Origin of the sequence: Trichocoleus sp. DQ-U1 (assembly GCF_039961925.1) — a bacterium.
GTDB lineage: Bacteria > Cyanobacteriota > Cyanobacteriia > Cyanobacteriales > FACHB-T130 > FACHB-T130.
The window spans coordinates 51,724-67,163 of the sequence record NZ_JAMPKB010000017.1; the positions used below are offsets into that span (position 1 = coordinate 51,724).

The following is a 15,440-nucleotide window of genomic DNA, read 5'->3' on the forward strand; positions in this document are numbered from 1 at the left end:
AATCTAAAATCTAAAATCGCTATTATGCATCGTCTAGCCGCTACTCCTGGGGGATGGAATCCTGACGCTGAAGGCGTCATTTTTATCGAACAAACCCCTGCCCCGATCGTCCTTCTCACCGCAGCGGACACCGATATTCAAACTCTCGCCGCAGCAGTATCCAAATTGCCAGAGGGATTTCCAGCGCTACGAGTCGTCAATCTCTTGCAGTTGCAGCAACAGCTCAGTATTGATACTTACGCTGAGGAAGTGCTAGAGCAGGCACAGGTAATTATTCTACGGCTACTGGGAGGACGTTCTTACTGGTCTTACGGGTTAGAAGTGGTACGCGAGACAGTGCAGCGAACGGGTGCAGCATTGATTGTCTTGCCAGGAGACGATCGCCCAGATCCTGATTTAATCAGTCATTCTACTGTTTCTCTATCAGTTGTTAACCAGTTGTGGCGCTACCTCATCGAAGGGGGCGGGGAAAATTTCGCCAGCGCCCTAAAATTTATTGCTGATGTTTGTCTGGAAGGTCGTTACAATCCACTCCCACCCCAAGAAGTTCCTCGCGTGGGGCTTTATCAATGGGAAATGAGGGATGAGGAAGACAATCAGAAAAACCTAACTTCCCAGCCCCCTTCCCTACGAGGGCAAGAGGAGAATGACGCCTCTCTCCTTGCTGGAGAGGGGTTGAAGGAGAAATTAAAGCCAAAAGTTGGAATTTTGTTCTATCGCGCTCATTATTTAGCTGGAAATACAGCAGTCATTGATGCTCTTTGCCAAGCATTAGCCGCACGAAAATTAGAACCCGTCCCCGTTTTTGTCTCTTCTCTGCGAGATCCGGATGTGCAGGCAGACGTCTTGCAACTACTCCAACCCAAAGATGCAGAACCCATACAAATTTTGCTCAGTACCACCAGCTTTGCGATTAGCTCATTACCAATCGCTAATGGTCAAAAACAATTAGCGATTGATAATGAGCCATTAGCACTCAGCACTTTAGATGTACCAGTGTTGCAGGTAATCCTCAGCGGTGGCACGGTGGAACAATGGGAATCTGGGTTTCAGGGGCTATCGCCACGGGATATGGCGATGAATGTAGCGCTACCAGAAGTGGATGGGCGGATTATTAGCCGTGCGGTTTCGTTTAAGGCGGTGCAAACCCGGAATCCTCAGTTAGAAACGGATGTAGTGGTTTATGAGCCAGTACGCGATCGCATTGAGTTCGTGGCTGACTTAGCCGCTAATTGGACAAAACTACGCCAAACGCCACCATCTGAGCGGCGAATTGCCCTGATTTTGGCTAATTATCCCAACCGAGATGGGCGTCTTGCCAATGGTGTTGGGTTGGATACGCCAGAAAGTTGTGTGGAAATCCTTAAGGCGTTGCAGTTGGCTGGGTATCAGGTTGAAGATATCCCGGCAAATGGAGATGAATTGATTGGGCGTTTAACGGCTGGGGTGACGAACGATCCGGAGGGGGGATTGCGCCCAGCCGGGCAATTTGTCTGTGGGGAAGAATATCAGGAGTATTTTGCGACGTTGCCAGTGGACGTACAGAAGGGAATATGCGATCGCTGGAGTTCTGTTTTGGAGATGAACCGCACTAGCAAAGCCATGCGCGTTAGCGCTTTAGACGCGAAGGGCGCAAAGGAAGAGAGGGAAGAGAGATTTATCGATCTAACGGGTTCCGTTTCAGAATTCCCAATTCCTGGTATTTATCTGGGTAATGTGTTTGTGGGGATTCAACCAGCGCGGGGTTACGATATTGACCCTAGTTTGAATTATCACGCTCCGGATTTGGAACCGCCTCATAGTTATCTCGCTTTCTACTATTGGGTACGAGAACATTTTGGGGCTGATGCAATTGTCCATGTGGGAAAACATGGGAATTTGGAATGGTTGCCGGGGAAAAGTGTTGCTCTGTCTGAAAATTGTTATCCAGAGGTGGCGTTTGGGGCGTTGCCTCATCTTTATCCTTTTATTGTCAATGACCCTGGTGAAGGTTCGCAAGCTAAGCGTCGCGCCCAAGCGGTAATTATTGACCATTTAACGCCGCCGATGACTCGCGCTGAACTTTATGGTTCTTTGCAACAATTGGAAGGTTTAATTGACGAGTATTATGAAGCCCAGAGTTTAGATCCGTCGCGCCTGCCAGTGATAAGCGATCGCATCACTCAGCTAATCCTTGAAGAAAACCTCCATCAGGATTTAGGGTTAGAAACTCTTAACAACAGAAGTGAGGAAATCCAAAATTTCCTTACTCGCGCTGATGGGTATCTGTGCGAATTAAAAGAGGCTCAAATTCGAGATGGTTTGCACATTTTTGGGCAATGTCCGCAAGGGCGACAACTCAGAGATTTAATAGTAGCGATCGCTCGTCACCCCGGTACTCATCGTCTCGGTTTAACTCGCGCGATCGCCCAAGATTGGGGTTTGGATTTCGACCCCTTGACAGCAGATCCCGCTCAACCGCTTCATAGCAGCGCGGACCCCCCCCCTACCCCCCCCGTTCACAGGGGGGGCAACGAGCAGACAATTGCAGCCTATCGAACTGTCGGTGACGCAGTTGAAGCATTAGAACAACAAGCCTCTAACTTGGTGGAATATCTGCTTACCGCCGCCTCCCTTTCCACCCCCTCTTACCCCCCCTTCGCTAATGGAGAAGCTTGGGATGGGGTTGATTTAAGTGATGCCACCCCCTCTTGCCCCCTCCCCGTTAACCAACCGGGTTGGGGTGGGGTAGGCACTGCCACGCAAAAAGAACTGGAGTGGATACGCAACTCCCTCCTCCCTTCCCTGCAACAAACCACCCAAGAAATCACCAACCTATTGCGAGGTTTAGATGGGCGTTTTGTCCCCAGCGGGGCATCTGGCGCACTAACACGCGGACGCCCGGATGTTCTGCCTACGGGCCGCAATTTTTACTCTGTTGATATTCGGGCAATTCCTACAGAAACGGCTTGGCTGGTCGGACGTAAAGCAGCAGAAGCCTTAATTGAACGATATACCCAAGAAAACGGCGAGTATCCTAAAACACTCGGATTATCCGTATGGGGAACTTCCACCATGCGGACTGGCGGCGATGATTTGGCAGAAGCGCTGGCATTGTTGGGAGTGCAACCCGTGTGGGATAGCCCGTCGCGGCGAGTGGTAGATTTTGAAATTTTGCCACTTTCGGTCTTAAATCGTCCCCGGGTCGATGTCACGCTGAGAATCTCTGGCTTTTTTCGCGATGCTTTTCCGAACTTAATCGATCTATTCGATCAAGCGGTGGCAGCAGTCGCAGCGTTGGATGAACCACCAGAACAAAACCCCTTAGCCGCGCAAGTTAAACAAGAAACCGAGTTATGGGAAGCGGCGGGGTTAAATCAGGAACAGGCAGAAATGCGATCGCGCTATCGCATCTTTGGTTCTAAACCTGGTGCCTACGGTGCGGGATTGCAAGGCTTAATCGAAGCCCAAAACTGGACAGATGACGAAGATTTAGCCCGTGCCTACATCAACTGGAGTAGTTACGCCTACACTAGCACCGCAGATTCCTCGCCTCCCTTGTCAAAAGGAGTTGCGGGAGATGTTTCTTCTCCTTCCCTGAGCAAAAGAGGTTTAGGGGGAATCGCCGCCCCAGAAGCCTTTGAGCAGCGCCTACGCCAGATGCAAATCGTATTGCACAATCAAGATAACCGGGAACACGATTTATTAGATTCAGATGATTACTATCAATTTCAAGGCGGTTTAACAGCAGCAGTAAGGGCGATGAGTGGCAAAAATCCCCAAACTTACTTTGGGGATAATTCCCTTCCTGAAAACCCGAAAGTGCGGCAACTGCGAGAAGAAATTGCGCGAGTATATCGTTCTCGTGTCGTGAATCCAAAATGGATTGCTGGAGTCATGCGTCACGGTTACAAAGGTGCATTTGAAATGGCAGCAACCGTGGATTATCTCTTTGCTTATGATGCCACAGCAAATTGTGTGGAAGATTTTATGTATCAAGGAGTTGCAGAAGCGTACTTATTCGACCAATCTGTGCAGGATTTCATCCATCAGAAGAATCCTTGGGCATTGCGAGATATGGCAGAACGTTTGCTAGAAGCTAATCAGCGGGGATTGTGGAAAAACGTCGATCGAGAGATGGTGGATAAGTTAAGAAGCTTAGTTCACCAAGCCGAAGCTGTCATCGAATCTACCACTGCTCTCTAAGCTAGAAGATAACAACCGCTGCACAGATGAAGAGTTTGTGCGATCGCACTCATCTTTGTTGCTTGGTTAAAACTACTGTTTGAGTTGCCTACTCCGTCATGAGCAAGACGAAAATATAAGTTTTATGCGATCGCTTCCGTATCCATCCTAAGCCATCATCGCATCGCTTCCGCTGAAAGTCTAAAGCTACAGGAACAGTTAGCAACGGATACACAACTTGAATGTTTGGCTATCTTTGAGAAAGATTTTTCGAGTATTTTGGTAATCTCCTCAGCCGCTTGAGGTCGCCAGAAAAAGTACCCTTGCATCTGTTCGCATTGGAGATTTTGCAAGAAATCTTTTTGCGCTTCTGTTTCCACGCCTTCCGCAACCAGTCTCAGATTGAGTACCTTTCCTAACGCTGCGATCGCTGTAATGATGGCTGCATCATTGGGGTCGCTTGTCAAGTCTCGAACAAAGGATTTGTCAATTTTTAAGGTATGGAAGGGAAACTTTTTCAAATAAGTCAGAGAAGAATATCCCGTCCCAAAATCATCTAGAGAAATGTAAACTCCTAGCCGATGCAACTCACTCAAAGTTTTTCGGGTAAATTCTACATTTTGCATCGTGATTGTTTCAGTAATTTCTAACTCCAGAAATTGCGCTTCGAGTCCAGTTTCTTCCAGAACTCGCGTCACCATTTTGACTAAATCGGGTTCCTGAAACTGTCGGGCAGAAAGGTTAACCGCCACTTGCAAGTCGGCAATTCCTGCATCGTGCCAAGCTTTATTTTGAGCGCAGGCAGTCTTTAACACCCATTCCCCAATTGGTACGATGAGTCCGGTTTCTTCCGCTAGGGGAATAAATATTCCTGGAGAAACTAGCCCAAACTTTGGATGCTGCCAGCGCAACAGGGCTTCAACATGGGTAATTTCTCCAGTTGTTGTATTGACTTGAGGTTGGTAGTAAACGACAAATTCTCCCCGTTCTAGAGCATGGTGCAAATCGTTTTCGAGTACCAATAACTCAGAATTCTGAGAATTCATTGCTGGATTATAAAATTGATAGTTATTCCGACCTTTTTCTTTGGCACGATATAAGGCAGCATCGGCGTTTCTCAAAAGTGTTTCAGCATCTGCGCCATCACTGGGATAAAGTGCAATCCCAATACTGCTACTGATATGCAGGGAGTGCCCTTCTAAATAAAATTCTGGCTTTAAATCTTCTAAGATTTTCTGGGCAATCTTAGCAGCGTCCTCTTTACAACGAATTTGGGGGATAAGTAGGGTAAATTCATCCCCTCCCCAGCGAGCAACGGTGTCATCCTCCCCCAGACAGCCGATCATTCGTTCAGTCACGCTTTGCAACAAGCGATCGCCAAAAGCGTGCCCCAATGTATCGTTAATCGTCTTAAAACGATCCAAATCCAAAAACATTACGGCAAGCGTACTTTGGCTTTGACGTGCATACGCCAAGGACACGGACAGCCGCTCATTGAATAGCATCCGGTTCGGCAAGCCAGTCAGCAGGTCGTGCAACGCTTGATAGCGGATGGTTTCTTCTGCCTGTTGGCGCTCGGTGACATCGCGGAAGCTCCACACTCTACCGACGACTTTTCCCCCAATCCGTTGAGGCTGGGAATAGCGCTCGAAGATTCTTCTATCTTTAAATTCAAGGAGGTCGTAGCTTTCTGCGTCTGGTTCGCTATAGAGTTCCTGAATTTTGGTGATAAAGGTTTCCGGGTTTTTTAGCTGCTCTAGGACAAATGCTAAGGCTTGGTTGCTATTCCCTGCCGCGACAATAGAGTCGGGGATGCGCCACATTTGGACAAATTTTTGATTGAAACTGGCTATTTTTCCGGTTTTGTCAACTACGAGAATCCCATCAGCTGTTGATTCGAGCGTCGCCTTGAGCAGGGACAGGGATTTTTCCAGTTCCTCTTCTGCCCACTTGCGCTCGGCAATCTCGCCCTCCAATTGCGCGATCGCATTGTTTAATTCTGCGGTACGCTCAAGGACTCGTCTTTCTAAGTCTGCGTTGAGCTGCTTGAGAGCGTTTTCTGCTTGCTTGCGATCGCTAATATCGCGGGAGATGGTAGAAAGAAAGTCAACGCTTCCATCCGGCTTCTTGTGGGCAATAATCAGCTGCAAAACTGGAATCTCCCGTTTGTCGCGGGTCAAAAGTGCAGTTTCGCCACACCAGACGCCATCGCGAATCGCACTAGGAATTCCCTCCTCCAAGATGATTTGACCCGCCCATTTCGGGTGGCAACTGGCAACGCTGAGGTTTGAGATATCCTCTTCGAGAGGAATTCCGACCAAGCGACGACCTGCCTGGTTAATGTAAAATGCGCGTCCTCGATTGTCCGCACTGCCTACGAAATCACTCGTTGCTTCCAAAATCCCGGCAAGGCGTGTCAGCGTTTCCTCTGCTTGCTTGCGCTTGGTGATATCGCTGAAGGTGCAGATTACTTGTTCAAGGCTACCATCCGTTGCCAACTGAGGTTCGGCATTGACTAATAGCCAGATGCGATCGCCCACACTGGGACGATAAACGCCCATCACGACATTCCGCACGGCTTGACGAGTTGCGATCGCTTGCGACACCGGATGGGTTTCTCCGGGGAACGGTGTACCATCTTCATGAATGACATTCCAATTCAGATCGAAGGAAGTTTTCCCCAGCAGTTGGCTGTCAGTGATACCGAGAAGGTCGATAGCCGCTTGATTGCTCAGCAGGATTTCTGCGTTGGCTCCTTGCAGTAAAACGCCGACGTGAAGCTCCTGTATCAGCGTCCGAAACCGCTCCTCGCTTTCGCGCAGTGCTTCCTCTACCCGCTGACGCTCGACAATCTCGCCCTGAAATTGCCCAATTGCACGCTTTAACTCAGTTGTGCGCTCCTCAACTCTAATTTCTAGTTCTTCTTTCGCTTGTTTGATCGCCAACTCCGCTCGCTGCCGTTCCGTGATATCTTGGGCTACACAAACGATTCCCTGAATTCTATCCGGTACGCTTGCGATCGCTGCACAGGAAAACAGCACCGAGATTCTTCTCCCGTCTTTGGACAGGTAAATTTTTTCCGCATCTCGGACAACCCTTTTTTGAGTTAAATCATCCAACTCCGACGCTGTGAAAGGAAATTTTTCATCGGCGAAAATAACTCCTATCGGTTGCCCAATTAACTCCTCTTTGTGATACCCCAAAAGTTCGCAGGTTGCTTTATTAACTGACTGAATCATGGTATCGGGCGTTACCACGATCAGAGATTCCACCATGCTTTCACAAACATTGATTACATCCGCTGTTTTCTGCCGCAAATCCTCAGCCATTTTATTGAAAGCATCAGCTAAGGCGCTCAGCTCATCTTTGGTGGAAACGTCTATTTTTGTCTCTAGCTTGCCCTTGCCTATCTCTACCGCAGCCGCTTTGAGTTTGTTTAGCCGACTCAATATAGACCGCGAGATAGAAAGACCAAGAAATATAGCGATTAAGACGCTAGATAAACCGACGCCAAATATCATTCTGTCGGTCAACAGCAGAGTTTCCTGAATCTTCTTTCTTTCGGCTTCCAACTCTTGCGATTGAGCCTGAATTTTTTGGTTAATAGTTCCTATAAATTGTTGGCTGGTTTTTTCCAGTTCGTTTTCTTTTGCCAGTAACTCTGGAGTTACCTTTCCCTGCTTTTTTAAGCCAATCACCTCGTTGGATAATTTTAAAAATCTCTCACCTGAAGTTTGGATTTCTTCTGACAATCCTTGCTCAGATGGGAAAAAATAGTTCGCTAATTCTTTATAATCATTCAGAGCCTTGCGATAATTTTCCTGGCTAGTCTCCACATTTTGATATTTTCGCGTCGATACAATATCTTTTGCAGATGGATTTCTTTCTATTTCTTGGAATTCTAATTCTTTAGTATACAAAACTACTGTATCCGAAACATATTGCAACCGCTCTAACTCATAGTGAAAAGGAATTGTTCTATTAATAACTTCGTTGTATTTTTTTTCAAGATTATTCGTTCCTTTAATTCCGACATATCCAACCACTTCAACAAGTAGAGCAACGGCTAAGTAACCTGTCATCAATTTGTGGCTGATTTTCATCTAAATGGGTTCCTGATGCTAAACCGTCTTGCTACTTGAAATAGTGTTTCAATAATAAATGCTTAGTAACAATTACCTATTCGTGAATGCTGGAATAGGCAAGGTAATGCCAGTTTAGAGAAGTCATCTCTCTGGCATAGAACTGGAAAACCTTAAAAAGACTTCCAAAAATATATGATTTTTTTATAAAAGATTAATAAAAAAGATACTAAAGTTAAATTTTAGACATAAAACTTTTATGAAAAGCCAGAGACCTAGAGGTAGCATTTATCGTTTGTAGAGACGCGAGATATGGAGTCTCTACAAAACCAACGTTAAGAAGGAGGTAGACCAACTTAATATCTAATCGCTGCGGCGTCGCCTAGAGGAAGGCCAAAAGCAAAAACCGATCGCCTCCTTAAGCTTCCCTAATACATCCCTTCAACAATAAGAGGACAACGCTTAAGAAATTGCCATAGGTTTTGACCGATTTGACCTCTCTCGAACAGTTGCAGTAGAGCCTCTCTGGCTTTGACGCATCGGGATTTCAATCCAAAACTCTGCTCCCTGTCCCGCTTCGGAAATGCAGCGAAGCATTCCTGAATGCTTCTCTACTACAATTTGATAGCTAATTGATAGCCCCAGCCCCGTTCCTTGCCCAACTGGCTTGGTCGTAAAAAACGGATCGAATAGCCGTTTTCTTACCTCTTCCGTCATGCCTAGTCCATTATCAGCAATTCGCACAGCAACACGGTCGGGGTGCAAAACTTGAGTGCTAATCCGAATCGTTGGGGATGGTTCAAGATTACTTGTCGATTGTTCATTGTTACGAGCAATGAACGATAAGCCATCAAAGGCTTCTAGGGCATCAATAGCATTGCTAATAATATTCATAAATACCTGATTCATCTGACCCGCATAACACTCAACTAAAGGCAAATTTCCGTATTCTTTAACCACCTCAATAGCGGGATGCTCCGGCTTAGCTTTTAATCGATTTTGCAAGATTAAAAGAGTGCTATCTAATCCCTCGTGAATATCAACTGGCTTCATGTCTGCCTCGTCAAGGCGAGAGAAATTCCGCAAAGAAAGAACAATTTGACGGATACGTTCAGTGCCAATTTTCATCGAAGATAGGATTTTGTCTAAATCTGCGATAATAAAGTCAACTTCGACAGTTTCTGTCTGCTCTTCGATCTCGGTAATTGGGTTAGGATAGTGTTTTTGGTAAAGCTGCACCAGTCTCAACAAATCTTGTGTATATTCACCCACATACACAAGGTTGCCGTGGATAAAATTAACGGGGTTATTAATTTCATGAGCTACCCCAGCAACCATTTGACCAAGGCTAGACATCTTTTCGGTTTGAATGAGCTGAGCTTGGGTTTGTTGCAAGTTTTGCAAAACTTGCTGAAGTTCTGTTTCTGCCTGCTTGCGTTCGGAAATTTCAATTTCTAAATTTTGGTTTAACTCAATCAATTCGGCAGTCCGTTCAATTATCTTTTGCTCTAAAAAATAGTAAGATTCTGCAAGTTTTTTTGCCATTTGGTTGAACTCGCAAGACAATTTTTCAATTTCATCTCCTGTTTGAATATTTAGGCGATAATCTAAATTACCTGCACCAATTTTTGTCGCTCCTAACTGGAGTTTTTTTATAGATAAAATGACTGGGATTAATATTAATATCATCTGCCCAGTGAGAATTATAAGAATTAAACCTGTAGTGGCATATCTAATAATATGGGTTGTCTGTTTAAATTTATTTGATTCTTGCCTTGCTAGGGCATACTGCTGCTGAATATTAGTAACTAGATAATTTAAAGAGAAATCAATATCTTCTTTAAAAGAATTGATGGTTCTGAAATCCTGCTGAGTCTGTTTAAGAGTAGAAGGTGTATCGCGAAGCTCTGTTGCTAAGCGGACGAGAAAACTATGGCGACGGCGAACAACTCTCAGTTCTGAATTTTCTGGCATCAGACTTTCTAAGTCATCCAAGCTAAGGATAAAGTCAGACATTGCCTTGTGATATTTTGCCATATCTGAGGGGTCGCGGTTGAGGATGAGATAGTTCCTCAGTGCTGCGATCTGGTCTCTTAAAGAAACTTTTAGATTCAAGACTATACTGTCAGCTTGAGCGGCTCTTTCTCGGCTCGTTTCGGTAGATTTTTCTACTTGCTTGAGCCAGTCTTCACTGCCAACTGTAAGGCATAAAATTAGCCCTACTACGGCAATAGAAGATCCAATAAACTTAGTTAATATTTTCATTGCATTCGGCTTTATTTCAACTTGAGGCGCTCTTGGAGCTTTCTAATCGGTGTATAGTCTCGATCTTCTACCAGAGTATATCCAGCCGACTCAGAACCACTGGGATCTAGCAGTCCCTCTGGAGAGTTGACAAATGCTTTCTTGAGGTCGATTACCAGTTGGGATGGAAGCTTACTAGAGACGACAATGGGCGAAAGAGGAATTGGGTCAGATTCCCAAATAATTTTGTATTTTAAAGGGTCGATATTTCCCTCTTTCTGTTGCTGAAGATACGAGCGTTTATCATCCGCGATCGCATCCACCTTTCCTGCTAGTAAATCCGCTTTCACCTTGTCGTGACTACCCGCATACTTGACTGTAGCAAAGTCGCGTTCGGGGTTAATACCAATGTCTTGAAAGTGAGCTAAAGGCACTAAGTAACCCGAAGCTGAGGATTTACTGACGAAGGCAAATCTCTTACCTTTTAAATCTTTAATAGTTTTGATACCGCTGGCATTATTAACAACGATCGCGCTTGTATACCAAGGTCGTCCAGTTGTTCTTTCAATTGGCGCAACAATTGGCTTAAGTTGGGGATCTCGAAGATGTGCCTTCACATACGACAGGGGACCTAGAAAAGCCATTTCTACTTTTCCTGTCACCAGTAAATCTATCGATGTGTCGTAGTCTTTTGTAATCTGAAATTTAACAGGTTTTCCTAATGTCTTGCTTAGATAGTCCGCTAGTGGCTGAAGTTGCTTTTCCTGTTCTGCTGAAACCTGCCACGGAATCACCGCCATATTTAGGGTTTTTAGTTCGTCTCCTGTATTCCTAGAACTATCGCTCAGTGACTGAGAGCTGGGGCTTATTGGCGTTGTGGTATTTTCACTTGGCTGAGTACAGGCTACACAACTGTACGTAACGGACAAGGCTAGGATGAAGCAAGTCGCTGCTCGTTTGTAAGAGCGATTTCGTGTCCAAGATAGATGTTTTTGCATTCTGTTTAAGGCTATGTTTATCTTTTAACTTTTTACCGTATCTGGAGAATAATACCGCTTTCCAAAATTATGAAAATAACACTTCAAGAAATGTTATTTTTTCACATCTTAAGTTAAGTGGTAATATGAGAGATTACCACTTAAATTTTGAGTCTGCTACTTTAGATTCATGCTTTCACTCAATTCTCATTCTCAGGAGGATTGGAGAAAATAAACACTGTGTTTTTACGGGTTTTTAAGATTTTCTTTCTTAAACCCAAAAATCTAGTTTTAAGCGATCGCTCATCTATCCACCCACAGATGCTCCTCAAGGGGGGGATTAACTTAGTAACAGGGAAAATTACTCCAAAGTCTGGCGATCAAAGGGATTCAGAGGTTCTCCCAGGATTACAACATTAACCAAAAAGGATTGCCTTAGAAATCCCTTCTGTCGTTTGAAATCGCGTAAAATGTCTCAATTCCCTTGCCTTGGACTTTGTGTTACTGGAATCTCTACAACGAACTCGGTTCCCTCTCCCACTGCTGATACACAACTGATCGACCCTCCATGTTTTTCTGTGACAATCTGATAGCTGATTGCCAATCCTAGCCCGGTGCCCTGACCGATTGGCTTGGTCGTGAAAAATGGGTCAAAAAGTCGCGCCTTGACATTCTCACGGATACCGGGGCCGTTATCTGCAATTCGCACAACAATTTTGTTCGCGTTCAAAACTTCAGTGCAAATCTGGATGGTCGGTAATTGAGAATTAGGAATGGGGAACTCGCTATTAGAACTTGTTTCTCCAGAATCCATGAGCTTTTGACGATTAGAGGGCAACCCTTCTAAAGCATCTATGGCATTGCTCAAGATATTCATAAATACTTGATTCAGTTGTCCTGCATAACACTCTACTTCTGGCAGCGTGCCATATTTCTTAATAACTGTAATTCCTGGAGAATCTGGTTTAGCTTTCAGCCGATTCTGCAAGATTAAGAGGGTGCTATCAATACCCTCGTGAATATCAACCGGCTTCATTTCTGCTTCATCCAGGCGGGAGAAGGTTCGCAAAGAGAGGACAATCTGGCGGATGCGGTCAGCGCCTAACTTCATTGAAGCGACCATTTTGGGCAGGTCTTCAAGAACAAACTCAATGTCTAAAGCCTCAACTTCTTCTTGAATCTCTGGCGCGGGATTGGGATAGTACCGTTGGTAGACTTTCATTAGATTGAGCAAGTCTTGTGTATATTGCTCGGTGTGGATGAGATTGCCGTAGATAAAGTTAACGGGATTATTAATTTCATGCGCCACTCCAGCGACCAGTTGACCCAAACTGGACATTTTTTCAGTCTGAATCAGTTGAGATTGGGTCTTTTTGAGTTCGTGCAAAGTTTGCTGCAACTGCTGGGCTTTTTCTCGTTCCTTCGCTTCCGACTGGCGCAAGGCATCAAGAGCTTGCTTGCGATCGCTAATATCATTGTTAATTTCTAGTCTGGCGGACACCTGACCAAATTCATCTAATTGCAGCGTCCATCGGCTGGCTACCGTGATTTGAGTGCCATCACGCTTAGTGTGAATTAATTCGCCTTCCCAATTCCCTTCACGCAGGGATATCTCTAGAACTTCCTCTTTTGGTAGAGGAAAGACAGTTTGCAAGAAGGTGTGGATGTACTGACCGAGTGTTTCTGCTTTTGTCCAACCATATAGCCGTTCAGCGCCCTGATTCCAATAGCTAATCTTGTCATTCAAATCCCGAATGATAATTGCGTCCGTGGCTAAGTCAAGCATCTCCATATTCTGCCGCAAGGCTTTCTCCGCCTGCTTGCGTTCGGTAACGTCTTCTATGGTGCTGAGGATACCGATTACTTTGCCCATCGCATCGTGAATGGGAACTTTGTTGATGTCTACCCAGAGTTCTTCATTGTTTGGCTGAATCAAGCGTTCGATAATATGCAGTTCCGGGGTATCCGTTGCCATCACGCGACGGTCGTCTTTGCGGTATTTTTCTGCTATTTCTTGCGACCACAAGTCATAATCCGTCTTGCCAATAATGTTTTCTGGATTGCTAATCCCAGTGATTTGACAGGAAACCTTATTACAGCCTAAATAGACAGAGTTTCTATCCTTCCAGAAGATATATTGGGGAATATTATCCAAAATCAGTTGCAGCAGTTCTGCGCCTTTGCGAATGTCCTCAGCTGCTTTGCGATCGGTGATATCATTGCCAAATTGAATCACATCAACCAATTTGCCTCGCTCGTCAAACCGCTTCAGAACATTCCAATTGATAATCCGTTTTTCTCGATTCTGGATGGTCAAAACTGTTTCATAGTCGCGGACACCTCCATGCTTCAGGGTGGATAATAACTGCTCGATGCCTCTGTATTCGTCGTCAGCATAAAAGATTTCCCACCAGTTGCGTCCAATTAATTCTTCTGCGCAGTAGCCTGTCACCTGCTCAACAGCAGGATTGACAAATGTAATCACCCCATCAAGCTTTAGCCCAACGACTAGTGCTGGTGTAGTCTGAACAATAAATGATGTATAGTCGCGTTCTTTCTGAAGTTCATTTTCTGTCCGATAGCGATCGCTCATCTCCCCATAAATAAGCCTGTAAACCCATAAAGCAATAATAAAATTTAGGAATACACCGCTTAAAAATGTAATTAGAGAGTCACGAGCCTGGTCTTTCGCTTGTTGGTACCGCTCCTTCAACAAATGCTTTTGGTCATTTTCCAAATCATTGACAAGCAGGCGGATGTTATCCATCACTACCTTGCCTTCATTCGTCTTAACTAATTGTTGCGCGGCTTCAAATCCCTTGTTTTTTCGTAATTCGATTGACCGTTTCAATTCAGAAAATTTACTTGCAGTCAGAGATTCCAGAGTGCCGAGCTTCTGCTGTTGATTGAGGTTATTTCCCGCTAATCCCTTGAGAAACTCAACTTGTTGATTAACCTTAGCTGTTGCTGTGTAGTAGGGTTGTAAATAAGCCTCGTCTCCAGTGATTATGTAGCCACGCTGCCCAGTTTCTGCGTCCTTGATTCCGGAAAATACATCATCAAGCTGATTAATGAAGGTAAAGGTATCGTCTACTGAGTTATTCGCTTGCACAAGTTGCGTGATACTCCGGTACGAAATCCCACCAATGCTAACCAGTAGGACAGTTGCCACTCCCAGACCTCCCGCAACCTTGTAGAAGAATTTCCGATGCAAGTGCTTCGTTGAGCTGCCCTCAGTAGGTGCATACACTAGATCAGCTTCATTTTTAGGCAGAATCGCTTTCATCATGGCGTGTTTCGGTGAACTAAGGTTGAGGGTGAACGATAACCAGTAGCAGCTTCCAGACTTAGAAAGCGAAGCTTGATTGCATTTTTCGGATAGCGATAAAAAGCCTATAGTGTTCTCTTGATGAGGATTTTACTTGGGCAAGGGCATCGAGAAAAGATTTTGTAAATCTGATTCCATCCTTGTCTTAAAGGTATATTTGCCTAATAAAGTTCATTCTTTAGACAGATGTTTTCTCTTGATTTTATTCGTAAGCACAAGTTGAACAATATCGGCAGAATGAGGCAAATGTTAAGCCTTTTTGCGAGATAGAGTCCAAAAAACTTTTAGAGCCGCGTCATCAAACTCGGCTGCGACCTAATTTCGACTCAAAAAACGTCTAGATGGAAATCTCCGTTTCAGGGTTTTACACATCTTAAACGGGTCTAGAGCGCGATCGCCTTCTTGGTAGGCGGCGATGCAGCGACTCGCACCTGTTTTCTTTGGAAGCGATCGCGCTTTACCAAGCCGATGGTGCCCTCCTGACTCAATTAACTAGCTTAGGAATTTACTGAAATTCTTAATGATTTGGAGAATTTAACTAAATGTAAATTCCTAACAGCAAAACTGCCAAAAATCGAAAAGATACTTCATATCGTTTCTAAAAACAATTCGATAAGCTGAAAGAAGACAGAAAGTTGAGGAAAT

General features: G+C 44.9%; 5 protein-coding genes. 1 reads left to right on the forward strand and 4 read right to left on the reverse strand.

The features are described 5' to 3' along the window. Nucleotides 1-24 precede the first annotated feature (24 nt). Nucleotides 25-4,185, forward strand: coding sequence for a cobaltochelatase subunit CobN (gene cobN / locus NDI34_RS09640; protein ID WP_348232534.1), 4,161 nt, complete (start codon nucleotides 25-27; stop codon nucleotides 4,183-4,185). 155 nt (nucleotides 4,186-4,340) lie between these two features. Here the strand turns inward: cobN and NDI34_RS09645 are convergent, their stop codons facing one another. From NDI34_RS09645 to NDI34_RS09660, 4 genes are all read right to left on the reverse strand, one after another. Beyond that, nucleotides 4,341-8,267, reverse strand: coding sequence for an EAL domain-containing protein (locus NDI34_RS09645; protein WP_348232535.1), 3,927 nt, complete (start codon nucleotides 8,265-8,267; stop codon nucleotides 4,341-4,343). Nucleotides 8,268-8,708: 441 nt separating this feature from the next. After that, entirely contained in the window at nucleotides 8,709-10,511 is a 1,803-nt protein-coding gene (locus NDI34_RS09650) for an ATP-binding protein (protein WP_348232536.1), read from the reverse strand. Nucleotides 10,512-10,522: 11 nt separating this feature from the next. Continuing rightward, on the reverse strand, nucleotides 10,523-11,488 hold the full coding sequence (locus NDI34_RS09655; RefSeq protein WP_190985405.1) for a phosphate/phosphite/phosphonate ABC transporter substrate-binding protein: 966 nt from the start codon (nucleotides 11,486-11,488) through the stop codon (nucleotides 10,523-10,525). Between the two features lie 454 nt (nucleotides 11,489-11,942). Next, nucleotides 11,943-14,756, reverse strand: a complete 2,814-nt coding sequence (locus NDI34_RS09660) for a PAS domain S-box protein (protein WP_348232537.1) — start codon at nucleotides 14,754-14,756, stop codon at nucleotides 11,943-11,945. Between the last annotated feature and the right edge of the window lie 684 nt (nucleotides 14,757-15,440).

Excerpts from the sequence above, each read along its gene's own strand:
- NDI34_RS09650 (WP_348232536.1), bottom strand. The coding sequence starts at position 10,511 with ATGAAAATATTAACTAAGTTTATTGGATCTTCTATTGCCGTAGTAGGG.
- NDI34_RS09645 (WP_348232535.1), bottom strand. The coding sequence starts at position 8,267 with ATGAAAATCAGCCACAAATTGATGACAGGTTACTTAGCCGTTGCTCTA.
- NDI34_RS09660 (WP_348232537.1), bottom strand. The coding sequence starts at position 14,756 with ATGATGAAAGCGATTCTGCCTAAAAATGAAGCTGATCTAGTGTATGCA.
- cobN (WP_348232534.1), top strand. The coding sequence starts at position 25 with ATGCATCGTCTAGCCGCTACTCCTGGGGGATGGAATCCTGACGCTGAA.
- NDI34_RS09655 (WP_190985405.1), bottom strand. The coding sequence starts at position 11,488 with ATGCAAAAACATCTATCTTGGACACGAAATCGCTCTTACAAACGAGCA.